Source organism: Streptomyces mashuensis (genome assembly GCF_014654785.1).
GTDB classification, from domain to species: domain Bacteria; phylum Actinomycetota; class Actinomycetes; order Streptomycetales; family Streptomycetaceae; genus Streptomyces; species Streptomyces mashuensis.
Genome location: NZ_BNBD01000003.1, coordinates 293,491 through 318,160, shown reverse-complemented (window position 1 = coordinate 318,160; position 24,670 = coordinate 293,491). Strand labels below are relative to the sequence as shown.

Annotated in this window: 23 protein-coding genes and 1 pseudogene; 15 read left to right on the top strand and 9 right to left on the bottom strand. The window is 74.8% G+C overall.

The genetic code is table 11. The annotated features are described in order from the left end of the window. Positions 1 to 21: 21 nt before the first annotated feature. A complete protein-coding gene (locus IE305_RS10855; protein ID WP_190129458.1) occupies positions 22 to 942 on the bottom strand; it encodes a 5'-3' exonuclease in 921 nt (306 codons plus the stop codon). Between the two features lie 183 nt (positions 943 to 1,125). Between IE305_RS10855 and IE305_RS10850 the strand changes: the two genes are divergently transcribed. Genes IE305_RS10850 through IE305_RS10840 form a run of 3 tightly spaced genes read left to right on the top strand, consistent with a single transcriptional unit; the run spans position 1,126 to position 4,749 of the window. After that, complete coding sequence (locus IE305_RS10850) at positions 1,126 to 2,163, top strand: quaternary amine ABC transporter ATP-binding protein (protein ID WP_190129288.1); 1,038 nt, start codon at positions 1,126 to 1,128, stop codon at positions 2,161 to 2,163. After that, entirely contained in the window at positions 2,156 to 3,964 is a 1,809-nt protein-coding gene (locus IE305_RS10845) for an ABC transporter permease/substrate binding protein (RefSeq protein WP_190129287.1), read from the top strand. Before IE305_RS10850 ends, IE305_RS10845 begins: the two co-directional genes overlap by 8 nt. Positions 3,965 to 3,996: 32 nt before the next feature. Continuing rightward, positions 3,997 to 4,749 (top strand): helical backbone metal receptor, encoded by a 753-nt coding sequence (locus tag IE305_RS10840; protein WP_190129286.1) that lies wholly within the window; start codon positions 3,997 to 3,999, stop codon positions 4,747 to 4,749. Here the strand turns inward: IE305_RS10840 and IE305_RS10835 are convergent. Beyond that, a complete protein-coding gene (locus IE305_RS10835; RefSeq protein WP_190129285.1) occupies positions 4,676 to 5,809 on the bottom strand; it encodes a TDT family transporter in 1,134 nt (377 codons plus the stop codon). The genes IE305_RS10840 and IE305_RS10835 overlap by 74 nt on opposite strands. Positions 5,810 to 5,879: 70 nt before the next feature. Between IE305_RS10835 and IE305_RS10830 the strand changes: the two genes are divergently transcribed. Further along, positions 5,880 to 6,797, top strand: a complete 918-nt coding sequence (locus IE305_RS10830) for a LysR family transcriptional regulator (protein ID WP_190129284.1) — start codon at positions 5,880 to 5,882, stop codon at positions 6,795 to 6,797. 153 nt (positions 6,798 to 6,950) lie between these two features. Here IE305_RS10830 and mycP read toward each other — a convergent pair whose 3' ends face one another. After that, positions 6,951 to 8,087, bottom strand: coding sequence for a type VII secretion-associated serine protease mycosin (mycP, locus tag IE305_RS10825; RefSeq protein ID WP_229890794.1), 1,137 nt, complete (start codon positions 8,085 to 8,087; stop codon positions 6,951 to 6,953). A gap of 17 nt (positions 8,088 to 8,104) precedes the next feature. After that, entirely contained in the window at positions 8,105 to 8,965 is an 861-nt protein-coding gene (locus IE305_RS10820; RefSeq protein WP_190129283.1) for a hypothetical protein, read from the bottom strand. A 181-nt stretch (positions 8,966 to 9,146) separates the two neighbouring features. Here IE305_RS10820 and IE305_RS10815 point away from each other — a divergent pair, with 181 nt between their 5' ends. Then, the gene (locus tag IE305_RS10815; RefSeq protein WP_190129282.1) at positions 9,147 to 10,334 is read left to right on the top strand and encodes an amino acid deaminase/aldolase; all 1,188 of its coding nucleotides are present in this window, start codon (positions 9,147 to 9,149) and stop codon (positions 10,332 to 10,334) included. Positions 10,335 to 10,341: 7 nt separating this feature from the next. Here the strand turns inward: IE305_RS10815 and IE305_RS10810 are convergent, their stop codons facing one another. From IE305_RS10810 to IE305_RS10795, 4 genes are all read right to left on the bottom strand, one after another. Next, positions 10,342 to 11,610 (bottom strand): HAD family hydrolase, encoded by a 1,269-nt coding sequence (locus tag IE305_RS10810; RefSeq protein WP_190129281.1) that lies wholly within the window; start codon positions 11,608 to 11,610, stop codon positions 10,342 to 10,344. Positions 11,611 to 11,700: 90 nt separating this feature from the next. Next, positions 11,701 to 12,483, bottom strand: a complete 783-nt coding sequence (locus tag IE305_RS10805) for a 3-oxoacyl-ACP reductase (protein WP_190129280.1) — start codon at positions 12,481 to 12,483, stop codon at positions 11,701 to 11,703. After that, on the bottom strand, positions 12,484 to 13,884 hold the full coding sequence (locus tag IE305_RS10800; protein ID WP_229890792.1) for an aldehyde dehydrogenase family protein: 1,401 nt from the start codon (positions 13,882 to 13,884) through the stop codon (positions 12,484 to 12,486). A 10-nt stretch (positions 13,885 to 13,894) separates the two neighbouring features. After that, a complete protein-coding gene (locus IE305_RS10795; RefSeq protein WP_190129279.1) occupies positions 13,895 to 15,262 on the bottom strand; it encodes a glutamine synthetase family protein in 1,368 nt (455 codons plus the stop codon). Between the two features lie 78 nt (positions 15,263 to 15,340). Between IE305_RS10795 and IE305_RS10790 the strand changes: the two genes are divergently transcribed. The 5 genes and pseudogenes from IE305_RS10790 to IE305_RS10770 all read left to right on the top strand — a co-directional run bounded on the left by IE305_RS10790 (position 15,341) and on the right by IE305_RS10770 (position 20,196). After that, on the top strand, positions 15,341 to 16,063 hold the full coding sequence (locus IE305_RS10790; protein ID WP_190129278.1) for a FadR/GntR family transcriptional regulator: 723 nt from the start codon (positions 15,341 to 15,343) through the stop codon (positions 16,061 to 16,063). 141 nt (positions 16,064 to 16,204) lie between these two features. Next, positions 16,205 to 17,667, top strand: a pseudogene (eat, locus tag IE305_RS10785) (ethanolamine permease). A 4-nt stretch (positions 17,668 to 17,671) separates the two neighbouring features. Then, entirely contained in the window at positions 17,672 to 18,472 is an 801-nt protein-coding gene (locus tag IE305_RS10780; protein WP_190129277.1) for a gamma-glutamyl-gamma-aminobutyrate hydrolase family protein, read from the top strand. Between the two features lie 9 nt (positions 18,473 to 18,481). After that, positions 18,482 to 19,219 carry an SseB family protein gene (locus tag IE305_RS10775; protein WP_190129276.1) on the top strand — a complete coding sequence of 246 codons (738 nt, stop codon included), beginning with the start codon at positions 18,482 to 18,484 and terminating at the stop codon, positions 19,217 to 19,219. Positions 19,220 to 19,317: 98 nt separating this feature from the next. Further along, the gene (locus tag IE305_RS10770; protein WP_190129455.1) at positions 19,318 to 20,196 is read left to right on the top strand and encodes an MIP family channel protein; all 879 of its coding nucleotides are present in this window, start codon (positions 19,318 to 19,320) and stop codon (positions 20,194 to 20,196) included. 58 nt (positions 20,197 to 20,254) lie between these two features. Here IE305_RS10770 and IE305_RS10765 read toward each other — a convergent pair whose 3' ends face one another. After that, positions 20,255 to 20,602, bottom strand: coding sequence for a DUF1844 domain-containing protein (locus IE305_RS10765; RefSeq protein ID WP_190129275.1), 348 nt, complete (start codon positions 20,600 to 20,602; stop codon positions 20,255 to 20,257). Positions 20,603 to 20,920: 318 nt separating this feature from the next. On the opposite strand from IE305_RS10765, the gene infC reads away from it, so the two are divergent. From infC to IE305_RS10740, 5 genes are all read left to right on the top strand, one after another. Beyond that, positions 20,921 to 21,616 carry a translation initiation factor IF-3 gene (infC, locus tag IE305_RS10760; protein WP_190129454.1) on the top strand — a complete coding sequence of 232 codons (696 nt, stop codon included), beginning with the start codon at positions 20,921 to 20,923 and terminating at the stop codon, positions 21,614 to 21,616. A gap of 125 nt (positions 21,617 to 21,741) precedes the next feature. Further along, on the top strand, positions 21,742 to 21,936 hold the full coding sequence (rpmI, locus tag IE305_RS10755; protein WP_030754426.1) for a 50S ribosomal protein L35: 195 nt from the start codon (positions 21,742 to 21,744) through the stop codon (positions 21,934 to 21,936). A gap of 104 nt (positions 21,937 to 22,040) precedes the next feature. Continuing rightward, on the top strand, positions 22,041 to 22,427 hold the full coding sequence (rplT, locus tag IE305_RS10750; protein WP_004944290.1) for a 50S ribosomal protein L20: 387 nt from the start codon (positions 22,041 to 22,043) through the stop codon (positions 22,425 to 22,427). A gap of 130 nt (positions 22,428 to 22,557) precedes the next feature. Further along, positions 22,558 to 23,412, top strand: a complete 855-nt coding sequence (locus IE305_RS10745) for a TrmH family RNA methyltransferase (protein WP_190129274.1) — start codon at positions 22,558 to 22,560, stop codon at positions 23,410 to 23,412. Between the two features lie 38 nt (positions 23,413 to 23,450). Further along, positions 23,451 to 24,587, top strand: coding sequence for a sensor histidine kinase (locus tag IE305_RS10740; RefSeq protein ID WP_190129273.1), 1,137 nt, complete (start codon positions 23,451 to 23,453; stop codon positions 24,585 to 24,587). Positions 24,588 to 24,670 lie beyond the last annotated feature (83 nt).

Here is a 24,670-nt window from a genome sequence, read left to right as displayed (position 1 = left end):
AGGTTAACCTAACAGAGTTGGTCATGCGGCGAGAGCCGACAGCAGCCGCTCCAGTGAGCCCCCCAGCCCCCACCGCTCCGCCAGCGCCGCCAGCCCCTCCGGGTCCCGCGGAGCCCGCGGCCGCGCCGCGTCGAACGGCGCCAGCGGCACGTCCGTGGCCACCCGCACCACCCGCGGCGCCACCGCCAGGTACGGCCCGGCCTCCACCAGCCGCTTCCGTTGCGCCGGCGTCAGCTTCGCCGCCGGGTCGTCGACCGCGGCCAGGATGCCCGCCAGGTCGCCGAACGCGTCCAGCAGTTTCGCGGCCGTCTTCTCGCCGATGCCCGGCACCCCCGGCAGCCCGTCGCTCGGGTCCCCGCGCAGCAGCGCCAGGTCCGCGTACCCCGGCCCGTCCACGCCGTACTTCTCGCGCAGTACCGCCTCGTCGACCGCCTGGAGCGAGCCCATGCCCTTGACCGGGTAGAGCACGCGCACCCCGCGCCGGTCGTCGACCAGCTGGTAGAGGTCGCGGTCGCCGGTGACGACGTCCACCGGGCCGGCCGCCCGCGTCGCCAGCGTGCCGATCACGTCGTCGGCCTCGTACCCGGCCGAACCCACCCGCGCGATGCCCACCGCGTCCAGCACCGCCTCGATCACCGGCACCTGCGGTGACAGCGTGTCCGGGGTCTCCTCGACGTAGCCCGCGCCGCCGTCCCCGCCGCCCGGCACCTCCTCCACCACCCGGTGCGCCTTGTACGAGGGGATGAGGTCCACCCGCCACTGCGGCCGCCAGTCGGCGTCCATGCATGCCACCAGGTCGTCCGGCTCGTGGTCGCGGACCAGCCGGGCGACGAAGTCCAGCAGGCCGCGCACCGCGTTCACGGGCGTGCCGTCGGGCGCCTTCACCGACTCCGGCACCCCGAAGTAGGCGCGGAAGTAGAGCGAGGCGGTGTCGAGGAGCATCAGGCGTCGGGTCACGGGCCGATCATGCCGCACCCCCCGGCGGCCCGGCAGGACGACCCCCCGCGGATGTGAGGCCCGTCACTGTTCCGTTTGCCCCCGAATGACCTGGGCAGGCGCGGGGCCGGAGTGGCTCCGTGCGGCCGGGGGGACGGACGGGGCCGAAGTACGACCCGAGAGGTTCATGTGTCCAGGCTCACGGCCGAACACCTCTACAAGGTGTTCGGCAGACGACCCGAAGCCGCCGTCGAACGACTGAAGGGCGGCGCAGGCCGCGACGAACTGCGCGCCGACGGTGCCATGCCCGCGGTCATCGACGCGTCGTTCGAGGTCGAGGCCGGCCAGATCTTCGTGGTGATGGGCCTCTCCGGGTCCGGCAAGTCCACGCTGCTGCGCATGCTCAACGGCCTGCTGGAGCCGACCGCCGGCCGCGTGCTCTACGACGGCCGCGACCTGACCGGGCTCGCCCCGGCCGAGCTGCGCGAGGTCCGCTCGCGCGGCATCAGCATGGTCTTCCAGCACTTCGCGCTCTTCCCCCACCGCACCGTGCTGGACAACGCCGCCTACGGCCTGGAGGTGCGCGGCGTGCCGCGCGAGGAGCGCCGCGAGCGCGCCGCCGAGGCCCTGGAGCTGGTCGGCCTGTCCGGCTGGGACGCGTCCTGGCCCGACGAGCTGTCCGGCGGCATGCAGCAGCGCGTGGGCCTGGCCCGCGCGCTGGCCACCGACGCCGACCTGCTGCTCATGGACGAGTCGTTCAGCGCGCTGGACCCGCTGATCCGCCGCGACATGCAGGACCAGCTGCTGCACCTGCAGAAGCAGCTGAAGAAGACCATCGTCTTCATCACCCACGACCTCAACGAGGCCATGCGCCTGGGCGACCGCATCGCCGTCATGCGCGACGGCCGCATCGTGCAGAACGGCACCGCCGAGGACATCCTCGTCCGGCCCGCCAACGACTACGTGGCCTCCTTCATCCAGGACGTGGACCGCTCCCGCGTGCTGACCGCGGGCGCCGTGATGGACCCGGCCGCCGGCCCCGCCCCGGAGGGCGCGGCCACCGTCGCCGCCGACACGCCGCTGGCCGACCTGTTCGCGCCGCTGGCCAAGGACGACGGCCCGGTCACGGTGGCCGACGAGCACGGCGAGCCGGCCGGTGTCGTCACCCGCGACGCCGTCCTGGCCGCTCTCGGCGAGCAGCCGGCGGAGGTGACCGCCCATGCCTAGGATCCACCTCGGTTCGTGGGCCGAGACCGCCGTGGACTGGCTCCAGTCCCACCTCGGCGGCCTGTTCGGCGCCGTCAACACCGTCCTGTCCGGCCTGTACGACGGCGTGAACGCCGTGCTGGGCGCCCCGGACGCGCTGCTGATGGCCGGCATCCTGGCCGTCGTGGCGTGGTGGCTGCGCGGCCTGGCCGCCGCCGTCCTCGCCTTCGCCGGCCTGGCCCTGATCGACTCGTTCGGGCTGTGGGACGAGGCGATGAGCACCCTCTCGCTCGTCCTGGTGGCCAGCCTCATCACGCTCGTGACGGCGGTGCCGCTGGGCGTGTGGGCCGCGCGCAACGCGGCGGTGAGCCGGACCCTGCGGCCCGTGCTCGACGTCATGCAGACGATGCCGGCCTTCGTCTACCTCATCCCGGGCGTGATGTTCTTCTCCATCGGCCCGATCCCCGGCCTGATCGCCACCATCGTCTTCTCGATGCCGCCGGGCGTGCGGATGACCGAGCTCGGCATCCGCCAGGTCGACGAGGAGCTCGTCGAGGCCGCCCGCGCCTTCGGCACCCAGCCGCGGCACATCCTCACCCGGGTCCAGCTGCCGCTGGCGCTGCCGACCATCATGGCCGGCGTCAACCAGGTCATCATGCTGGCCCTGTCCATGGTCGTCATCGCCGGTATGGCGGGCGCCGGCGGCCTGGGCGAGTCGGTGTACGCGGCCGTCACCCAGGTCGACATCGGCGGCGGTGTGGAGAGCGGCCTGGCCGTCGTGGTCCTCGCCATGTACCTGGACCGGATGACCGGTGCGCTGAGCCGCCGGGTCTCCCCGCTGGGCCGCCGCGCCTCCGCCAAGGCCGCCCGGTCCGCGTCGGGCGCCGCGACCGTGCTGCGCCACCGGCCCGGCACCGCCGTGGCCACCGTCGGCGTCGTCGTCCTGGCGCTCGTCGCCGGCGGCATGCGGCTGACCGGGGGCGGCGGCGACCGCGAGAGCGTGGCCGCCGGCCAGAACGTGGGCCAGGGCCGGACGGTCAAGCTCGGCTACTTCCCCTGGGACGAGGCCGTCGCCTCCACCTACCTGTGGCAGAACGTCCTGGAGCGGCGCGGCTACCGGCCCGACGTCAAGCAGCTCGACCCGGGCCCGCTGTACACCGCGCTGGCCCAGGGCCAGATGGACGTCCAGTTCGACTCCTGGCTGCCCACCACCCACCAGCAGTACATGGACCGCTACCGCGACAAGCTCACCGACCTCGGCGCCTGGTACGGCCCCACCTCCCTGGAGCTCACCGTCCCCTCCTACATGAAGGACGTGAACTCCCTGGCGGACCTCAAGGGCAAGGCCGGGCAGTTCGGCGGCCGGATCGTGGGCATCGAGGCCAGCGCCGGAATGATGGGCAAGCTCAACGACACGGTGCTGAAGGAGTACGGCCTGGACGGCGAGTACAAGGTCGTCTCGTCCTCCACGTCCACCATGCTCGCCGAGCTCGACCGGGCCCTGAAGAAGAAGGAGCCCGTCGTCACGACCCTGTGGTCCCCGCACTGGGCGTACGGCACGTACGACCTGAAGAAGCTCGAGGACCCCAAGGGCGCCTGGGGCAAGGGCGAGGAGATCCACGCCGTCGGCAAGAAGGACTTCGCGCGGGACTTCCCGCAGATCGCCTCCTGGGTGAAGGACTTCCGGATGTCCGAGAAGGACCTCTCCTCGCTGGAGGCGGAGATCCAGAAGGGCGGCAAGGGCAAGGAGAAGCAGTCCGCCGGCCGCTGGCTCGACGCCCACCCGGGCCTGGTCGACAAGCTGGCGCCGGTGAGCGGCTGACGCCGTCCGCCGAACGGGCGTACGGTGGGGCGATGGCCGGTCGCCCCACCGTACGCCCTGTCGTACGCCGCGTCGTCTCGCTGGTGCCCTCGCTCACCGAGGCGGTGGCCGCCACCGAGCCGGCGCTGCTCGTCGGCGCCACCGAGTGGTGCGAGCACCCGCCGGGCCTGGACGTCGTCCGGATCGGCGGGACGAAGAACCCCGACACCGCCCGCATCGCGGCCCTCGCGCCCGATCTCGTCCTCGCCAACGAGGAGGAGAACCGCGCCCCCGACCTGGCCGCCCTGCGCGCCGCCGGCCTGGAGGTGCTCGTCACCGAGGTCCGCGGCCTGGAGCAGGCGTTCACCGAGCTCGAACGGGTCCTGGTGCGCGGCTGCGGCCTGCCCCGGCCGTCCTGGCTGGACGACGCCCGCGACGCCTGGCGCGACGTGCGCGCCGGCGGGCCGCCGGTGCCCGCCGTCGTCCCCGTGTGGCGCCGGCCCTGGATGGTGCTGGGCCGCGACACCTTCGCCGGGGACGTGCTGTCCCGGCTCGGCGTGGCCAACCTGCACGCCACGCACCGCGAGCGCTACCCGCGCATCCCCCTCGACGAGCTCAACGCGTGCGGCGCGGAGCTCGTCGTCCTGCCCGACGAGCCGTATCGTTTCCGCGCCGACGACGGGCCCGAGGCGTTCCCCGGCCTGCCCGCCGCCCTCGTCAGCGGCCGGCACCTCACGTGGTACGGGCCATCGCTGCGGGACGCGCCACGGGTACTGGGCGCGGCGCTGCGAGCAGCCGGCCGCTGAACAGGCCGGCGAGCGTACGGGCCGCGGCCACCGCCCAGGCGGTCAGCAGCACGACGTACAGGGCCGCGGCCGCCCAGGTGAGGGCGTGCAGGCCGGTGACGCGGGCGAGACCCGCGGCGCCCGTCACGCAGGTGCCGATGGGGAAGGTGAAGGCCCACCAGGTCATGGCGAAGCCCATGCCGCGGCGGAACGCGCGCACCACCAGGGCCACGGACAGCGCCAGCCACAGCAGCGCGAAGCCCAGCACGGGCGCGCCGTACAGCACCGCGAAGGCCCGTGCCGCCGCGGCGAACGGGGCGTCCACCGCGCCCGGCGCGGCACCGGCCAGGTTGGCGGCCGCCGTCGTGGACTGGCCCAGCGGGCCCAGGACGAGGAACAGCGCCGGGGTGGCGGCGAGCGGCAGCGGGCCGTGGTGCACCAGGCGGGCGAAGACCAGCGGCAGCACCGTCAGCGTCGCCAGCAGGCTCATGCCGAACAGCGCGTAGCACGCCAGCAGCATCGCCTCCCGGCCCTGGCCCGGCGGCAGGTGCGGCACGAGCGCCGGGCCGAGCGCGGCGGAGACCATCGGCGGGACGACGGGCAGCAGCCACACCGGGGACGCGTCGGCGGGGGCCGGGCGGTGCCGCGTCACCATCAGGTACGGCACGCCGACGGCCGTGGCCAGACCCGTCACGGTGCCGGCGGTCCACAGCACGGCGTCGGCCGCGACGGCGGCGCCCTCGCCGACGACGCCCCGGCCCACGGCCAGGGTGGCGCCGCCGACCGCCAGCAGCGCCATCGCCGCGCAGCCGTAGAACGGGGCGACCGCCGGGTCGAGCAGGTGCCGGCGCGCGGCGTCGCGGTGCCGCGCCCAGTGCGCGGCGCGCGCCACGAGCAGCACGGCGAGCGCGAGCGCGGCCACCGCCCACACCACCTCGCACGCGCCGCGCAGCCCCGGCACCGCCGGGCCGGCGGCGGGGCCGGCGGAGGCGACGATCGCGGTGCCCATGACGGCGGCGTACCAGTTGGGGCCCAGCTGGCGCAGGGGGCTGGAGAGGGAGAGGGGCGGGTTGGTGCTCATGTCCTTACCGTCTCCCCGGGGACGGGCGCCCACCAGGGAGTATGTTGCTATGAGGTCATAAGCTGCCATTATGACCGACCTCCTCTCACGGAGGGTGCCGGACCTGGCCGCGCTGGAGCTCCTCCTCGCCGTGGCCCGGCTCGGCAGCCTCGGCCGGGCCGCGCGCGAACTGGGCATCACGCAGCCCGCCGCGAGCGCCCGCATCCGCGCGACGGAACGCCTGCTGGGCGTGGCCCTCGTCGAACGCTCGCCGCGCGGCTCACGGCTGACGGACGCCGGCGTCCTCGTCACCGACTGGGCACGGCGCGTCGTGGAGGCCGCCGAGGCCTTCGACGCAGGCGTGCAGGCGCTGCGCGGCCGGCGCGATTCCCGGCTGCGGGTCGCGGCGAGCATGACCGTCGCCGAATACCTGCTGCCGGGCTGGCTCATCGCCCTGCGCACGGAACGGCCCGGCACGGCCGTGTCCCTGCGCGCCGGCAACTCGGCCGCCGTGGCCGGCCACGTCCTGGCGGGCGAGGCCGACCTCGGGTTCGTGGAGGGCCTGGAGGTGCCGCCGGGCCTGGACGGCGCGGTCGTCGCCCACGACCGCCTGGTGGTCGTGACGGCCCCCACCCACCCGTGGGCCCGCCGCCGCACCCCCCTCGACCCCGCGGAACTGGCGGCCACCCCGCTGGTCCTCCGCGAACCCGGCTCCGGCACCCGCCAGGTCCTCGACGCGGCCCTGGCCCCCCACGGCGGCCTGACGGCGCCCCCACTGCTGGAACTGGCCTCGACGACGGCCGTGAAGGCGGCGGTGGTGAGCGGCGCGGGCCCGTCGGTCCTCAGCGAACTGGCCGTCGCCGACGAACTGGCCTCCCACCGCGCCACGGAGATCCCCCTCCGTTCCCTGCCCCTGCGCCGCGCCCTCCGCGCGGTCTGGCCCACGGGCCACTACCCGACGGGCCCGGCCCGCGACCTGCTGGGTCTGACACGGGGGAGGGAGGGCTGAGGGGGGACGGCGGCTCGGCCCCGCCGGGCCCGTAGCGCCCCGCCGGGCTCGGCGGGCGGTGCCTGACGCTGCCGCCGGCGGCCTGGGCGGGGTCCGGCCGACCGGGTGGGTTGCTGCATCCTCGGGGGTGCCTGGGGGGCGGCCCCCTCCCGCTCAGCCCCTGCGTCCCCGTAGTGCCGCCGCGGTGCCCAGGAGGATCACGCCTGCCGTTGCCGCCAGGATCGCCGAGCGGCGGGGGAACTCCTCCGGGGGGCGGGCCGCCGCCTGGGGGCCCTGGCCGAAGTAGCGGGGGGTGGTGGCCGAGCGGGGGGTCAGGGGTTGGGGGGTGGCTTCCGCCCTCGACAGGGCTGCCGCCACGTCGACCAGGCCCGCGCCGCGTTCGTCGTCGCGGCCGCCGTCCGGGGCGTCCTGCGCGGTGCGGGTGAGCAGGGAGCGGATCTCCGCCGGGGTCAGGGCCGGGTGCGCGGCGCGGAGCAGGGCCACCGCGCCCGACACGAAGGCCGCCGCCGCGCTCGTGCCCCAGCCCTCGTAGTAGCGGCGGTCGGGGTCGGCGATCACCACGTCCACGCCGGGCGCGCTCACCGTGGCGTACCAGCGCCGCGTGGAGAACGGCGCCCGGCTGCCGTACCGGTCGACGGCCGTCACCGCGATCACGCCGGGGTAGGCGGCCGGGTACGACACGTGGTCGCCCTGCTCGCCGCCGTTGCCGGCCGAGGCGACGACCACGGCGCCCTTGCTCAGGGCGTACTGCACGGCAGCGTCCTCGCGCGGCTCGGGGTGCGCGGTGTCGCTGTCGTCGCCCAGCGACAGGTTGATGACGTCGGCGCCGTGGTCCGCCGCCCAGCGGATGCCGTCCGCGAGCGCGCCCCCGCGCGCGCCGCGCGCCTTGGGCCGCGCCGGGTCGCCGTCCTCCAGGATGACCCGCACCGGCAGGATGCGGGCCTCGGGCGCCACGCCCAGGACGCCGTCGGCGTCGCCGGTGCCGTGGCCGCGCCCGGCGATGATGCCGGCCATGGCGGTGCCGTGCCGTGCCCACGCGCGGTCGCCGGGGCCGGCGCCGAAGCCCACCAGGTCGGTGCCGGACAGCACTTGGCCGCGCAGGTCGGGGTGGGTGTCGTCGACCCCCGTGTCGAGCACCGCCACGGTGATGCCGGCGCCGCGCGTCGTCTCCCACGCCTCCCGGACGTGCAGTGCGTCCAGCCCCCACTGCTGGGCCCGTATGGCATCGGCCCGCGCGGGTGCCGCCGCCACGAGGGCGAGCAGCAGCGCGGCGGTGAGCGCGTGGGACACGCGGCGGGCGTGCCGTCTCACCGCGCGCCCTTCCGTGCGGCGGTGCGCAGCGCGTCCGTCAGGGCGCCGGCCAGCGCCCGCGCGTCGTGCCCCAGGCCCGCCTGCGCGGGCACGCTCGTGGCACCGGGGGCCACGGCGCGCTCCGCGGGCTCGGGCGGCACCCCCGTACGGCCGTCCGCGAAGCCGGTGACGGCGAAGACGACGGCCGGCAGGTCGGTGAGGACGGTCAGCTGCCAGCTGGCGCGCTGGGCGTCGCCGAACCCGGCGGCGGCGGTGCCGGGCGGCGCGTAGGCACGCGGCATGACGCCGACGCGGTCGGTGAGCCCGTCGTGCGCGAACCGGTCGCGCAGCTCCCGCATGCCGGCGGCGTCGGTGTCCGTGACGAGGACGCCCACGGTGGTGACGGTGGAGGACGTGGCGTCCGTGTACGTGGCGCGCAGCAGGCGCCGGCAGCCGGCCGGGGCCAGGGCGCTCTCCAGGGGCGCGTCGAAGCCGCCCGTGCAGTCGCCGTCGGGGGCGACCCCGGTGCGGGTCCAGTCGCGGGCCGCACCGCCGGGCCCGGCGGCGTCGGCGTGCACGGACGGCGGGAACAAGGTGTCGACGGGGACCTCGCGCCACACCGTGGCGCCGTGGTCGAAGGTGCGCTGCGCGGCGGACCGCTCGGCCGGGGCGGCCAGCCAACTCCCGGCGGCGGCCCCGCCTATGAGGCCGATGCCGACGACGAGGCAGACGGCGGCCGCCACGGTGCGCGCGGCGGAGGGCCGGGGGCCGGCCGGAGGCCCGGCGGGGGGCGGCGGAACGGCCGGGCGCGGGGGCACGAGCGGGCGCGGCGGCGCGTGCAGGGGCGCGGCGGGCATGGCGTCGGTGTCGGTGCTCACCCTGCGCTCCCCCTCGCGAACCTGCTGCCCGTGCCGCCGGCGGCCCGGGGCGGACGGGTCCGAAGGGCCGCGGCGTGCGCGCCACTTTACGGGTCGCGGGAGGGCCGGTGCCATTCGCCCGGGGCGCGACCGGGGCACGACCCCTTCACCCGTACGCCCCGGCTCTGGCAGGCTGCCCGCCATGACCGGTGAGCGAGCACGGTACGACCGGGCCACGGCCCACCTCGACGCCCCCCTGGCGGTCGTCGACCTGGCGGCGTTCGACGCCAACGCGGCGGACCTCGTGCGCCGGGCGCACGGCAAACCGGTGCGGGTGGCCAGCAAGTCGGTGCGGTGCCGGGCCCTGCTGGAACGGGTGCTGGCGCGGGACGGCTTCGCCGGTGTCCTGGCGTACACGCTGCCGGAGGCCGTGTGGCTGGCGCGCTCCGGCGTCGAGGACGTGCTCGTCGCCTACCCGACGGCGGACCGTGCGGCGCTGGCCGAGCTGACGTCGGACCCGAAGCCGGCCCGCGCCGTCACCGTCATGGTGGACGACCCGGCGCAGCTGGCGCTCCTGGAGACGGCGCGCGCCGGGCGCGAAGAGGTGCGGGTCTGCCTGGAGTTGGACGTCTCGCTGCGCCTGCTGGGCGGCCGCATACGGGTCGGTGCCCTGCGGTCGCCGCTGTACGAGGCGGAGCGGCTGGCGGAGCTGGCACGGGCGGTGGAGCGCCGGCCGGGCGTGCGCCTGGTGGGCCTGATGGCGTACGAGGCGCACGTGGCGGGCGTGGGCGACGCGCCGGCGGGCCGTCCGGTGCGGTCGGCGGCGGTGCGGCTGGTGCAGTCGGTGGCGCGGCGGCAGCTCGCGGCGCGGCGTGCCGAGGCGGTGGCGGCCGTACGGTCCGTGGCGGAGCTGGAGTTCGTCAACGGCGGCGGCACGGGCAGTGTGCAGGACACCGCCGCGGAGCCCGCCGTGACGGAGGTGGCGGCGGGCTCCGGGCTGTACGTGCCGCGGCTGTTCGACGACTACCGGTCCTTCCGGGGCCGCCCGGCGGCGCTGTTCGCGCTGCCGGTGGTGCGGCGCCCGGGCCTGGGTGTGGTGACGGTGCTGGGCGGCGGCTACCCCGCCTCGGGCGCGGCGGGCCGGGACCGGCTGCCGCAGCCGTACCTGCCGGCGGGGCTGCGGCTGGCGCCGCAGGAGGGCGCCGGCGAGGTGCAGACACCGCTGCTCGGCACGCCCGCGGACGACCTGCTCATCGGTGACCGGGTGTGGTTCCGGCACGCGAAGGCGGGCGAGCTGTGCGAACGGTTCGCGGCGCTGCACCTGGTCGACGGCGACCGGGTGGTGGAGACGGTGCCCACGTACCGGGGCGAGGGGCACGCCTTCCTCTGAGCCGGACTCAGAACGCCCGGTCGGCCTGGTCGGGGATGATGCTGCCGTCCGCGCGGCGCACCGGCACGTGCGTGCCGTCCTCGGCGGTGGCGCCGGTCGTCGAGCAGGGGTAGGTGCCGTTCTTGCGCGGCATCGGGTCGATGAACATGGGGTTGGCCACCCAGCGGCCGTCCGCGTCGTCGTAGGCGCGGCACATCAGCTCGGCCTTGTTGCGGTTGATGGCGACGTGGGCGCCGGTCGCGTCGTTCACGAACGTCACGTCGGTGTCGGCGTCGCCCGCGCCGAGGGCGATGCGGTGCGACCAGTCCTGCTGCTGCCAGGCCCGGGCGCCCTTGATCTTGAAGATCTCCTGGTTGATCATGCAGCGCTTGCCGTCCATGTACGGCAGGGCGTCGCCGCGCCCGGTCTCGACGCCGCCGCAGCCCTTGAGGCGGGTGGTGAGCCGGCCGTGCTCGGTGATGCTGCGGATGCCGATGGTGTGGGCGCGGTCCAGGCCGACGCCGCCGGACCAGGCCTCGGCGATGGGCTCGGAGGAGGCGGAGACGATGTAGACGTCGAAGCCGGCCTTCTTCAGCGTGCCGATGAGGTCCTTCTGCTGGTCGTAGTAGCGGACGTAGCCGGCGATGGTGTGGGTGCCGACGGTCTGCTTCGTGCCGACGGGCGCGGCGAGCTGCTCGGCGCGGGCCTGCCGGGCGAAGGAGGTGAGCGCGGCCGGGGTGTGGCCGGCGAACAGCTGCGGTATCCAGGCGTAGGCGGGGACGGTGCGGCGGTGGTTCCACTCGCCGGCGAAGGCCGGTTCGCCGGCCATGGTCTGCGACTTCTCACGGATCTCGAAGATCTCGTCGGTGCAGGCGGTGTTCACCGACGTGGGCAGCGGCCGGCCGGCGGGCACGGCGGTGCCGCACGCCTTGGTGAGGGCCTTGTCGGCGGCCGGGGTGAGCCAGGCGCTGGTGTCCTTCCAGCTCTTCGGCCGCAGGATCTTGTCGTGCTTCAGCGCCCAGGCGAGGGTGGCGTCCGTGATGTCGTTCTTGACGACGGTGTTGTCCCAGTCGAACGCGGCGACGGGGCGCGGGCCGCCCTTGCCGGAGCAGGTGCCCCGCTCGTCGATCATCTTCTGCAGCCGGGCCCGGTTGTCGCCGGCCCAGGGCAGGTTCGTGTCCAGCTGCGGGCAGTTCGGGCGGGGCCGGTGGTGGGCCGGGGCCGCGACGGCGGGCACGGAGGCGGTGAGGGCGGCGGCGACGGCGAGACCGGCGACGACGGCGGACTTGGTGCGCATGGGCTCTCTTCGGTGCGTGGACGGTGGTTCCGCGCCGGGACCGGACCGGCGACTGCGGCCTCTCCGGTCCCGGCTCTACGATCATGGACCCTACAGCGGGGTGACGTACGCGCCCGCGATGCCTCCGTCGACGAGGAACTCGGCGGCGTTGACGAAGGACGCGTCGTCGCTGGCGAGGAACGCCACGGCCGCGGCGATCTCCTCGGGTTCGGCGAAGCGGCCCACCGGCACGTGCACCAGACGGCGCGCGGCCCGCTCGGGGTCCTTGGCGAACAGCTCCTTGAGCAGCGGGGTGTTCACGGGCCCGGGGCACAGGGCGTTGACGCGGATGCCCTCGCGGGCGAACTGCACGCCCAGCTCGCGGGACATGGCGAGCACGCCGCCCTTGGAGGCGGTGTAGCTGATCTGCGAGGTGGCCGCGCCCATGACGGCGACGAAGGAGGCGGTGTTCACGATCGAGCCCCGGCCCTGGCGGCGCATGTAGGGCAGTACAGCCTTGCAGCACAGGTAGACGGAGGTGAGGTTGACCTCCTGGACGCGCTTCCACGCCTCCAGGCCGGTCTCCAGGATCGAGTCGTCGTCGGGCGGCGAGATGCCGGCGTTGTGGAAGGAGACGTCGATGGAGCCGTAGGTGTCGTGGGCGGTGCGGAACAGCGCCTCGACCTGCTCGGGGTCGGTGACGTCGGCCCGTACGAACAGGCCGCCGACCTCCTCGGCCGCGGCCTTGCCGGCCTTCTCGTCGATGTCGGCGCACACCACGTGCGCCCCCTCGGCGGCCAGCCGGCGGGCGGTGGCCAGGCCGATGCCGCTGCCGGCGCCGGTGATGACGGCGGTCCTGCCGACGAGCCGGCGGCAGACGGGGGTCTCGGTCACTCAGTCCTCCTCGGTGCTGATGAAGACGTTCTTGGTCTCGGTGAACGCGGCGAGCGCGTCGGGGCCCAGCTCCCGGCCCAGGCCGGACTGCTTGAAGCCGCCGAAGGGGGTCCAGTAGCGGACGCTGCTGTGGGAGTTGACGGAGAGGTTGCCGGCGGTGACGGCCCGCGAGACGCGCAGCGCGCGGCCCACGTCGCGGGTCCACACCGAGCCGGACAGCCCGTAGTCGGTGGCGTTGGCCAGGCGTACGGCCTCGGCCTCGTCGTCGAAGGGGACGACGACGGCGACGGGCCCGAAGACCTCCTCCACGGCGGCGCGGTCCCCGGGGCGGCCCTCCAGGACGGTGGCCGGGTACCAGAAGCCCTTGCCGGCCGGTGCCTCGCCGCGGATCGCGGCGGGGGCGTCCTCCGGGACGTACGAGCGGACGCGGGCGCGCTGGGCGGCCGAGATCAGCGGGCCCATCCGCGTTGCCGGGTCGGTGGGGTCGCCGGCGGTGAAGGCCAGCACCGCGGGTTCGAGGAGCTCCAGGAAGCGGTCGTACACCGGGCGCTGGACCAGGATGCGGCTGCGGGCGCAGCAGTCCTGGCCGGTGTTGTCGAGGAAGGAGCCGGGGGCGGCCGCGGCGGCCCGCTCGACGTCGGCGTCGGCGAAGACGATGTTGGGGCTCTTGCCGCCGAGTTCGAGGGTCACGCGCTTCACGTCGTCCGCGCAGGCGGCCATGATGCGCTTGCCGACGGCGGTGGAGCCGGTGAAGACCACCTTGGCCACGCCGCGGTGCCGGACGAGGGCGTCGCCGGTGACCGGCCCGCGGCCGGGCAGCACCTGGAACAGGCCCTCGGGCAGCCCGGCGGCCAGGGCCAGTTCGGCCAGGCGCAGCGCGGTGAGCGGGGTGGTCTCGGCGGGTTTGAGGAGGACGGCGTTGCCGGCGGCCAGGGCGGGCGCGAAGCCCCAGGCGGCCACGGGCATGGGGAAGTTCCACGGGGCGATGACGGCGACGACGCCCAGCGGTTCGTGGAAGGTGACGTCCAGCCCGCCGGGGACGGGGATCTGGCGGCCGGCGAGCCGTTCGACGCCGCCGGCCGCGTACTCCAGCAGGTCGCGGACGTTGCCCGCCTCCCAGCGGGCGTTGCCCACGGGGTGGCCGGCCTCGCGGACCTCCAGCTGTGCCAGCTCCTCGGCGTGCGCGTCGACGGCGTCGGCGAAGCGGCGCAGCAGCCGGGCCCGGTCGCCGGGGGAGAGGGCGGCCCAGGGGCCCTGCGCGGCGGCGGCGCGGGCGACGGCGGCGTCGACGTCGCGCGGCGGGGTGGTGGGGACGGTGGCGACGACCTCTTCCGTCGCGGGGTTCAGGATCTCCAGGGGCTCGGGGACGTCCGACGCCTCCAGCGTGTGCAGCGTGTCCAACGCGGGGTCCTCACATGCGCTCGAAGGAGCGGAAGCGCTCCCAGTCGGTGACGGCGGCGTCGTACGCCTCCTGCTCGACGCGCGCCATGGTGGTGTAGTGGTCGACGACCTCGTCGCCGAAGGCCGCGCGGGCGACGGGGCTGGCGGCCCACAGGGCGGCGGCGTCGCGCAGGGTCGCCGGTACGTGGGTCTCCTCGGCGGCGTAGGCGTTGCCGGTGCAGGGCGCCGGGAGTTCGAGCCCGTGGTCGATGCCGTGCAGGCCGGCGGCGATCATGCCGGCCACGGCGAGGTAGGGGTTGACGTCGCCGCCGGGCAGCCGGTTCTCCAGCCGGTGGGCGGCGCCGCGGCCGACCACGCGCAGGGCGCAGGTGCGGTTGTCCGGCCCCCAGGCGACGGCGGTGGGCGCGAAGGAGCCGGGGCGGAACCGCTTGTACGAGTTGATGTTGGGGGCGTGGAGGAGGGTGAGGTCGGGCAGGGCGGCGAGCTGCCCGGCCAGGAAGTGGCGCATCGTCGCCGACATCCCGTACGGGTCCCGCTCGTCGGCGAGCACGGGCCGCCCGGCCTCGTCGCGCAGCGAGAGGTGGATGTGGCAGGAGTTGCCCTCGCGCTCGTCGTACTTGGCCATGAAGGTGAGGGCCATGCCCTCCTGGGCGGCGATCTCCTTGGCGCCGGTCTTGTAGACGGCGTGCTGGTCGCAGGTGGTGAGGGCCTCGTCGTAGCGGAAGGTGATCTCGTGCTGGCCGAGGTTGCACTCGCCCTTGGCGGACTCCACCGTCATGCCGGCCGCGCCCATCTCGTTGCGTATGCGGCGCAGCAGGGGCTCGACGCGGCCGGTGCCGAGGACCGAGTAGTCGACGTTGTACTGGTTGGCGGGGGTCAGGCCGCGGTAGCCGCTGTTCCACGCCTCCTCGTAGCTGGTGCGGAACACCATGAACTCCAGCTCGGTGCCCACGTGCGCGGTCCAGCCGCGCTCGGCGAGCCGGTCGAGCTGGCGGCGCAGGATCTGGCGCGGCGAGGCGTGCACGGGCGTGCCGTCGTGCCAGGCGAGGTCGGCGGTGACGAGGGCGGTGCCGGGGTTCCAGGGGGTGCGGCGCAGGGACGCGAGGTCGGGGTGCAGGGCGAAGTCGCCGTAGCCGCGGTCCCAGGAGGCCAGGGCGTAGCCGTCGACGGTGTTCATCTCGGCGTCCACGGCCAGGAGGTACGAGCAGCCCTCCGTGCCGTGCTCCAGGACGTCGTCGAGGAAGAACCGTGCGGCGAACCGCTTTCCCTGGAGCCGTCCTTGCATGTCGGTGAAGGCCAGGACGACGGTGTCGATCTCCCCGGTGTCCACGAGCCGGCGCAGTTCGCCGACGGCCAGCGGGGGCGTGCGGTCTGCCACGGTGGTGCCTCCTGTCGGTACGACGGGAGGTCTTAAGGTAGGGCCGCAGACCATTGATTGGGAAGGGGGTGCCGCCCCGTGAACGAGGAAGCGGCGGACCGGCTCGCGCCGGTACTGCGGCCCGTCCGCGCGGACAACGGCTTCGAGGAGGCCCTGGAACGCATCCTCCAGGTGCTCCGGCTGGGCCTGGTCGCCGAGGGCGAACGGCTGCCGCCCGAACGGGAACTGGCCGAACGGCTGCACATCAGCCGGGTCACCCTGCGCGACGTGCTGAAGGTGCTGCACGACCACGGCCTCGTGGAGAGCCGGCGCGGCCGCTACGGCGGCACCTTCGTCCTGCCCGGCGGCGCCGGGCCCGCGCAGGAGGAACTGCGCCGCCGCGTCGCGGCCGTCGACGTCGAGGACACCCTGCGCTTCCGCGAGGTGCTGGAGGTGGGCGCCGCCGGCCTGTGCGCCGAACACGGCCTCGACGACGCCGGGGCCGGACGGCTGCGGGCCGCACTGGCCGCCACGCACGACGCGCCACTCGCCGACTACCGCCGCCAGGACACCCGGCTCCACCTCACCCTGGCCGAACTCTCGGGCTCCCCCTCGCTCGCCGCGCGCTACGCCGCCGTCCGCGCCACCGTCAACGACCTGCTCGACCGCATCCCCCTGCTCGTCCGCAACCTGGAGCACTCCCAGCGCCAGCACACCGCCCTGGTGGAAGCCGTCCTGGAGGGCGACGCGGAGGCCGCGCGCGCCGTGATGCGCGAACACTGCCTCGGCACGGCCGCACTGCTGCGCGGCTTCCTGACGTAAGGGCGGCCGGGGGACGACGGCGGGGCCGGTTAACCGGCCTTTTACGCAGAGGGGTTGCCTTCCGCACGCCGGTCGGGCAAAGGTGTCGGCCACAACCTTTGCCTTCCGGGCGCCGTCCCGCGCCCCGGCCCAGGAGTCCCCATGGCCGATCCCGCCCCCGATGCCACCACGGATCCTCCCGCCGACCCTCCCGGCACTCCCGATGCCGCGTACCTCGAACGCCGCACCCTGCGCCGCGGCACCGCCGGACCGCTGCTCCTGGCCGGCCTGGGCGTGGCCTATGTCGTCTCCGGCGACTTCTCCGGCTGGAACTTCGGCCTCGCGCACGGCGGCTTCGGCGGCCTCGCCGTCGCCGCCGCGCTCATGGCCCTGATGTACACCTGCCTGGTCTTCTCCCTCGCCGAGCTCGCCGCGATCCTGCCCACCGCGGGCGGCGGCTACGGCTTCGCCCGCCGCGCCCTCGGCCCCTGGGGCGGCTTCCTCACCGGCACCGCCATCCTCGTCGAGTACGTGCTCGCGCCCGCCGCCATCGCCCTGTTCATCGGCGACTACGTCGCCTCCCTGCACCTGTTCGGCCTCACCTCCTCCTGGCCGGTGCTCCTCGCCTGCTTCACCCTCTTCATCGGCATCCACCTCTGGGGCGTCGGCGAGGCCCTGCGGTTAGCTTCGTCGTCACCGGGATCGCCGTCGCCGCGCTCGTCGTCTTCGCCGCGGCCGCCCTCACCCGCTTCGACCCCGCCCGCCTGCACGACCTGCCGCCCGACCCGCACGCCCTCGGCGCCTCCTCCTGGCTGCCGTTCGGGCTGCTGGGCATCTGGTCGGCGTTCCCCTTCGGGATGTGGTTCTTCCTCGGCGTCGAGGGCGTGCCGCTCGCCGCCGAGGAGGCCCGCGACCCCGCCCGCAGCCTGCCCCGGGCCATGGCCGCCGCGCTGGGCGTCCTGCTGCTGCTGGCCCTGCTCACCTTCGTCGCCGCCACCGGCGCCGGCGGCGCCGCAGGGCTGCGCGAGTCCGGCAACCCCCTGGTGGAGGCCCTCGAACCCGGCGGGCACCCCACCACCGCCGGCCGCATCGTCAACTACGCGGGGCTCGCGGGCCTGGTGGCGTCCTTCTTCTCCCTCATCTACGCCGGCTCCCGGCAGTTGTTCGCGCTCTCCCGCGCCGGCTACCTGCCGCGCTTCCTCTCCCTCACCAGCCGCCGCAAGGCCCCCTGGACCGGGCTGCTCGTGCCCGGCGCCCTCGGCTTCGTCCTGGCCGCGACGAGCGGCGACGGGGCGCGCATGCTGAACGTCGCGGTGTTCGGCGCCACCATCTCCTACGCCCTGATGTCGCTCTCCCACATCGTGCTGCGCCGCCGCGAACCCGGCCTGCCCCGCCCCTACCGCACCCCCGGCGGCGCCCTCACCTCCGCCGTCGCCTTCGTCCTGGCCTGCGCCGCGCTGGTGGCCACGTTCCTGGTCGACGTCACGGCGGCCCTGGTGACGCTCGGCGTGTACGCCGTGGCCGCGACGTATTTCGCGCTGTGGAGCCGGCACCGGCTCGTGGCGAGCGCGCCCGAGGAGGAGTTCGCGGCCCTGGCCGCGGCCGAAGCGGAACTGGAAGGATGAGACGGTGACCACGGCGACCACGGCGGCCGGCGCACGGCCCCTGATCGGCATCTCCACGTACTGGACGCAGGCCCGCTGGGGCGTGGCCTGGGACCTGCCCGCGGCGCTCCTCCCAGCCTCCTACCCCGCCTACGTGCAGGCGGCGGGCGGCCTGGCGGTGATGCTCCCGCCGGACGGCTCCACGACGGCCGCGGCGGCCGCGGCGGCCACGGCGGCCGCGGAGACCGTGCGCCGGCTCGACGGGCTGCTGCTGGCCGGCGGCGACGACCTCGACCCCGCCCTGTACGGGGCGCCGCCCCACCCCCGTACGGGCCGCCCCGTCCCGGAGCGCGACCGCTGGGAGCTCGCCCTGCTGGCGGCGGCGCTCGACCAGCGCGTACCGGTGCTGGGCGTGTGCCGGGGGATGCAGCTGATGAACGTGCACGCGGGCGGGACGCTCGTGCAGCACCTGCCGGACGTGGTGGGCCACGACGGCCACAACCCCAAGGCCGGAACGTTCACCGACCACACCGTCACACCTGTGCCGGGATCGCTGACCGCCCGCCTGCTGGGCCCGCACCCGCGACCGGTGGCCACGCACCACCACCAGGCGGTGGACCGCCTCGGCGAGGGCCTGCGCGTCTCGGCCCACGCGGAGGACGGGACGGCCGAGGCGCTGGAGTACGTGGCGCACGACGGCTTCGCGCTGGGCATCCAGTGGCACCCGGAGGCGGGCACGGACCCCGGCCCGGGCCGGGCGCTGGTGGAAGCGGCGGCCGGACGCTGCCGGGGGGCGGGGCGAACCGGCCCGGCGATACCCGGCTAGGCTCGCCGCGTGGCCCTGAAGAACATCCCCGATCCCGGTTTCGCCGACGACGACGGCTCCGCCGACCCCGCCCTCACCGCGGCCCTCGCCGCCTGGGCGGAGGACCCCGCCGCCGAGGACGGCGTCCTGCGCGCCCTGCGCGGCGCCCGGCTGCTCGTCCCCGTCGTCGCCGTGCTCGGCGAGGTCGAGACCGGGCCCGACGGCCTGAAGCGCGAGAAGACCAGCGACATGGCCGTGCCCACCCTCCAGGCGCCCGACGGCCGGCGCGCCCTGCCCGCCTTCACGTCCATGGAGACGCTGAAGCGCTGGCGCGCCGACGCCCGCCCCGTGGCCGTACCGCTGCACCAGGCGCTCCAGGCCGCCGCGCACGAGCAGGCCGGCACCGTCGTGCTGGACCTGGCCGGGCCCGTGACGTACCCGCTCACCGGCCCCGCGCTGCTCGCCCTCGCCGAGGGCCGGCAGACCGCCGACCCGCTGGCCGACCCCGCCGTCACCGACGCGCTGCGGGCCGTCCTGGCCGCCGAGCCCGGTGTGCTCCGCGCCCACCTGGCACCCTCCGCCGAGGCGGACGGCACCCTGGCGCTCGCCGTGGCCGGCGGGCACGCCGTGGCCGAGGTGGTGCGGCGCGTCGCCGAGGCGCTGGCGGCCGACGAGGTGCTGCGGGCCCGGCTCGTTCGCGGCCTGGACCTGGCGCTGCTGCCGGCGGACGCGGCGGGCACGGCGGGGGAGCCGCTCTTCAGCCGCTGAGCACCCCGCCGAGCAGGCGGCAGGCCGCTGACAGGCGCCCGGAGGCGGATCGTCCGACAATGCCGGAGGACGTTCCACGAGATCCTCTGGAGGACGCCATGGACGGCCTGAAGGACTGGAATGACGTACGGCAGGCGTGGTCCCGCCTCGATCCGGTCACGACGAGGAGCATCGCCGCCGAGTTCATCGGCACCGCGGCCCTCGTCTTCTTCGCCGTGGGTTCGGTGGCCCTGGCCGCCGATTTCATCGGCGTACTGGGCATCGCGCTCGCCTTCGGATTCACCCTTCTGGCCCTGGCGTACGCCCTGGGCCCGATCTCGGGCTGCCACGTCAACCCGGCGGTGACGCTGGGGATGCTGTTGCAGCGCCGGATCTCGGTGACCACGGCGATCGAGTACTGGATCGCGCAGCTGCTCGGCGGCATCCTCGGTGCCGCGGTGCTCTTCGTGCTGGCCAAGCAGGTGCCGGGGCTCAAGACGGAGGGCGCCTTCGGCAGCAACGGCTACGGCGACCGCTCGGCGGTGCACCTGACCACGGGCGGCGCCTTCCTCGCGGAGGTCGTGCTCACGTTCCTGCTGGTCTTCGTGGTGCTGTCGGTGACCCACCGGGTCGCCGTGGTGGGGTTCCAGGGCCTGGCCATCGGCCTGGCGCTGGCGGTCGTGCACATCGTGGGCGTTCCGCTCACGGGCACGTCCGTGAACCCGGCCCGGAGCCTGGGGCCCGCGCTCTTCGCGGGCGGCGCGGCCCTGTCGCAGCTGTGGCTGTTCATCATCGCCCCGCTGGTGGGGGCGGTCCTGGCGGCCTGCGCGCACCTGGTCACGCACCCGCCGCACAGCCGCGCGATCGTGGCCGACGACCTGGCCGTGCCCGAGGAGATCGAGGGCCATGTGCGGGGGAGCGGCCCGGAGCCGGGGACGGAGTCCACGGCCGAACGGGAGGCCCGGGAGGGCCGGAAGCGGGAGACGGGCAGCAGCTAGCGCCGCGCCCGTCCTCCCCCTCCCCCTTCTGCTCCTGCCGGGGCCGGCGTGCCGATTGTCAGGCGTAGACGGGGCCCGTGAACTTCTCGCCCGGGCCCTGGCCCGGCTCGTCCGGGACCACGGACGCCTCGCGGAAGGCCAGCTGGAGGGACTTCAGGCCGTCGCGCAGCGGCGCGGCGTGGAAGTTGCTGATCTCGGTGGCGCCGGCGGTCACCAGCCCGGCCAGGGCGGTGATCAGCTTGCGGGCCTCGTCGAGGTCCTTGTGCGCCTCGCCCTCCTCGGCCAGGCCGAGGTTGACCGCCGCCGCGCTCATCAGGTGCACCGCGACCGTGGTGATCACCTCCACGGCGGGCACGTCGGCGATGTCGCGGGTCATGCTGTCGAAGTCGGGGGTGGCGTCGCTCATGCCGCCCACCCTACGTGCCGGGGCGCGCCGGGCCCCTGCCCAGGGGCCCGCCCGGGGGCCCGGAGAATCGGTTCCCCTCCGTTTAGCGGCGGCCCCGCACAGCTGGTAGAGTCGGATGTCGACCGGCTGGACACTCATGTGCCCGGCCCACAAGTGGAGCTCCGATCTCCCACCTCGCCGACCACGGGTCGGCAGGTCTCCGGTCAGACGGCCGCCATCGTTCCGTACGGACGATGGAGCCGTCCGATGCGCCCCGCGGCTCGCCGTGGCGGTGTTCCGGTCCTTGGAGCCCCGCCTGTGCCCGTCGGGGCATTTTTCGTGCGCCGGCGCGGTTGGTCTTGTCTAGAAGACGTTACGGGCGCCCGTGAGGGCGTCGCGTGGTGCTACCGAGGAGGCCCCATCAGCGCCGAGCCCCGCATCAACGACCGGATCCGCGTCCCCGAGGTGCGACTTGTCGGTCCCAGTGGCGAGCAGGTCGGCATCGTGCCGCTTGCCAAGGCCCTGGAGCTTGCGCAGGAGTACGACCTCGACCTGGTCGAGGTGGCGGCGAACGCACGCCCGCCGGTCTGCAAGCTCATGGACTACGGGAAGTTCAAGTACGAGTCGGCCATGAAGGCCCGTGAGGCGCGCAAGAACCAGGCGCACACGGTCATCAAGGAGATGAAGCTCCGGCCGAAGATCGACCCGCACGACTACGACACCAAGAAGGGTCACGTCGTCCGGTTCCTCAAGCAGGGCGACAAGGTCAAGATCACGATCATGTTCCGTGGTCGCGAGCAGTCCCGGCCCGAGCTGGGCTACCGGCTGCTGCAGCGGCTCGCGGAGGACGTCCAGGACCTGGGTTTCGTCGAGTCGAACCCCAAGCAGGACGGCCGGAACATGATCATGGTCCTCGGTCCGCACAAGAAGAAGACCGAGGCGATGGCCGAAGCCCGCGAGGCGCAGGCCGCTCGGAAGGCGGAGCGCCAGGGTGGTACCGGCGCGAACGCCGCCGAGGAGCCCGCCGAGGCGTGATCCCGGGGCCGCCGTGCCCCGGATCGCTCCGGGGCACCCGTCCCGGACAGCAGTAATCGAACCAGTTGACGCTTCCGTGCGCCCGAAAGCGGGCGGGAGCGGCACCGACGAGGAGATACGGCGCGATGCCGAAGAACAAGTCGCACAGCGGCGCCAGCAAGCGCTTCAAGATCACGGGCTCCGGCAAGGTGCTGCGCGAGCGCGCCGGCAAGCGCCACCTGCTCGAGCACAAGTCGTCCAAGCTGACGCGTCGCCTCACCGGCAACGCCGAGATGGCCCCGGGCGACGCCAAGAAGATCAAGAAGCTTCTCGGCAAGTGACGCCCCGCACCCCGTCGGATGACCGGGGTGCGCGTCGGACCGGGACCTCAGTCGATTCGGGTCGCGAGAGAAACAGCCGCGACCCCGCTACAAGGAGTTAACTAGTGGCACGCGTCAAGCGCGCAGTCAACGCGCACAAGAAGCGCCGGGCGATCCTCGAGCAGGCCAGCGGTTACCGCGGCCAGCGGTCGCGTCTGTACCGCAAGGCCAAGGAGCAGGTCACCCACTCCCTGGTCTACAACTACAACGACCGCAAGAAGCGCAAGGGCGACTTCCGTCAGCTGTGGATCCAGCGCATCAACGCCGCTGCCCGCCAGAACGGCATGACCTACAACCGCCTCATCCAGGGCCTGAAGGCCGCCAACATCGAGGTGGACCGCAAGATCCTGGCCGAGCTGGCCGTCAACGACATGAACGCGTTCGCCGCGCTCGTCGAGGTCGCGCAGAAGGCGCTGCCGGCCGACGTCAACGCCCCGAAGGCCGCCGCCTGATCCGGCGCCCCACGGCATGAAGCGGACCCGCAGGCCCCGCGGCCTGCGGGTCCGCTGCCGTTTGCGCCCCGTACGCCCCCACGTACCCGCCCCGCCCCCGCCAACCCCCTCGTGAAGTGAGCCGCCGCCCATGGGCACCCCCGAGCTGATCTCCCCGCGCTCCCCCCGCGTCGTCGCCGCGCGCAAGCTGGCCAAGCGCAGTTCCCGGGTCAAGGAGCGCCGGTTCATCGCCGAGGGCCCGCAGGCCGTGCGCGAGGCGGTCGAGCACCGCAGCGGCGGCGAGCCGACCCTCGTCGAGCTGTTCGCCACCGTCGAGGCCGCCGAGCGGCACACCGAGATCGTCGAGGCGGCGCGTGCCGCCGGGGTCCGCTTCCACCTCGCCTCCGACGAGGTGATCGCCGAGCTGTCCCAGACGGTCACCCCGCAGGGCCTGGTCGGGGTCTGCCGCTTCCTCGACTCGCCGTTCGACGAGATCCTCGCCGCACGCCCCCGCCTGGTGGCCGTCCTCGCCCATGTGCGCGACCCCGGCAACGCCGGCACCGTGCTGCGCTGCGCCGACGCCGCCGGCGCCGACGCGGTCGTGCTCACCGACGCCTCGGTCGACCTGTACAACCCCAAGTCCGTCCGGGCCTCCGTCGGCTCCCTGTTCCACCTGCCGGTCGCGGTCGGCGTGCCCGTCGACCGGGCGGTGGCCGGGCTGCGCGCCGCCGGGGTGCGGATCGTGGCCGCCGACGGGGCGGGCGACGCCGACCTGGACGCCGAGCTGGACCACGGCACCATGGGCGGCCCGACCGCCTGGGTCTTCGGCAACGAGGCGTGGGGCCTGCCCGAGGAGACCCGCGCGCTGGCCGACGCGGTGGTGCGGGTGCCCATCCACGGCAAGGCCGAGAGCCTGAACCTCGCCACGGCCGCCGCCGTGTGCCTGTACGCCTCCGCCCGTGCGCAGCGCGCGTCCGGAGGGTGCCGCTCCGTGACCTCCAGCTAGTAGGGTGGCGCTCCGGGGGCTCGGGAGGGGGTGCGCGCATGAGGTATGCCGGGACGTCCGGGAGCGTGGCCGAGGGCTGCTCGTCGCCCGCGTACGGGGGCCGCACGGCCGGCCCGTGGCCGGGGCTCCACCCCGACGACCTGCCCGACGGCCTGGTCGTCGCCGACGCCGCCGGCCGTGTGGTGTGCTTCAACGCCGCCGCCGCCCGGATCACCGCGACGCGGCCCGCCGAGGCGCTGGGCCGGTCGCTGGAGCGCGCGCTGCCGCTGGAGGACCAGGACGGGCGCCGCTGGTGGGCGCTGACCGACCCGTACGGCGGGCTGGCCACCCGCAGCGGCCAGCCCGAGCGCAATCTGCTGCTGCCCGGCGGGCGTGAGGTGCTGGTCTCCGCGCGGTACGTGCGCGAGCGGCCCGGCGGGCCCGTGCAGCGCGTGGTGGTGCAGCTGCGCGGCACGGAGGCGCGCCGGCGTGCCGAGCGCAGCCACGCCGAGCTGATCGCCACCGTGGCGCACGAGCTGCGCTCGCCGCTGACCTCGGTCAAGGGGTTCACTGCCACCCTGCTGGCCAAGTGGGAGCGGTTCACCGACGACCAGAAGCGGCTGATGCTGGAGACGGTCGACGCCGACGCCGACCGTGTGACGCGGCTGATCGCCGAGCTGCTGGACATCTCCCGGATCGACTCCGGGCGGCTGGAGGTCCGCCGGCAGCCGGTCGACATCGCCGCCGCCGTGCGCCGCCACGTGGCCAGCTACACCCGGGCCGGGCTGGCGCCCGGCCGGTTCGTGGTGAAGGTGCGCGAGCCGCTGCCCGAGCTGTGGGCCGACCCCGACAAGATCGACCAGGTGCTGGGCAACCTCCTGGAAAACGCGGTGCGGCACGGCGAGGGAACCGTCACGATAGAGGTGTCGGCGGCGAGTCCACAGGCCCGGACGGAGGGGACGGCGGTCACCGTGAGCGACGAGGGCCCCGGTATTCCGGACGAGTCCATGCCGCGCGTCTTCACCCGGTTCTGGCGGGGCAGCAAGCGCGGCGGCACGGGCCTGGGCCTGTACATCGTCAAGGGCATCATCGACGCCCACGGCGGCACGATCACCGTCGGCCGGGCCGCGCGGGGCGGTGCCCAGTTCCGCTTCACGCTGCCCGTGGGCGCCCCGGCCTTCCTCACCCAGGGCTGACCGGGCGGGCCCGCGGGCCCACCGCGACCCCCACGCCCCTTAGACTCGACCTTTGGCACCTTTGGCACCACCTTTGGCCAACC

Excerpts from the sequence above, each read along its gene's own strand:
- IE305_RS10835 (WP_190129285.1), bottom strand. The coding sequence starts at position 5,809 with ATGAGCACCAACCCGCCCCTCTCCCTCTCCAGCCCCCTGCGCCAGCTG.
- IE305_RS10810 (WP_190129281.1), bottom strand. The coding sequence starts at position 11,610 with ATGCGCACCAAGTCCGCCGTCGTCGCCGGTCTCGCCGTCGCCGCCGCC.
- rpmI (WP_030754426.1), top strand. The coding sequence starts at position 21,742 with ATGCCGAAGAACAAGTCGCACAGCGGCGCCAGCAAGCGCTTCAAGATC.
- IE305_RS10855 (WP_190129458.1), bottom strand. The coding sequence starts at position 942 with ATGCTCCTCGACACCGCCTCGCTCTACTTCCGCGCCTACTTCGGGGTG.
- IE305_RS10745 (WP_190129274.1), top strand. The coding sequence starts at position 22,558 with ATGGGCACCCCCGAGCTGATCTCCCCGCGCTCCCCCCGCGTCGTCGCC.
- IE305_RS10815 (WP_190129282.1), top strand. The coding sequence starts at position 9,147 with ATGACCGGTGAGCGAGCACGGTACGACCGGGCCACGGCCCACCTCGAC.
- IE305_RS10840 (WP_190129286.1), top strand. The coding sequence starts at position 3,997 with ATGGCCGGTCGCCCCACCGTACGCCCTGTCGTACGCCGCGTCGTCTCG.
- IE305_RS10830 (WP_190129284.1), top strand. The coding sequence starts at position 5,880 with ATGACCGACCTCCTCTCACGGAGGGTGCCGGACCTGGCCGCGCTGGAG.
- IE305_RS10765 (WP_190129275.1), bottom strand. The coding sequence starts at position 20,602 with ATGAGCGACGCCACCCCCGACTTCGACAGCATGACCCGCGACATCGCC.
- IE305_RS10770 (WP_190129455.1), top strand. The coding sequence starts at position 19,318 with ATGGACGGCCTGAAGGACTGGAATGACGTACGGCAGGCGTGGTCCCGC.
- IE305_RS10845 (WP_190129287.1), top strand. The coding sequence starts at position 2,156 with ATGCCTAGGATCCACCTCGGTTCGTGGGCCGAGACCGCCGTGGACTGG.
- IE305_RS10740 (WP_190129273.1), top strand. The coding sequence starts at position 23,451 with ATGAGGTATGCCGGGACGTCCGGGAGCGTGGCCGAGGGCTGCTCGTCG.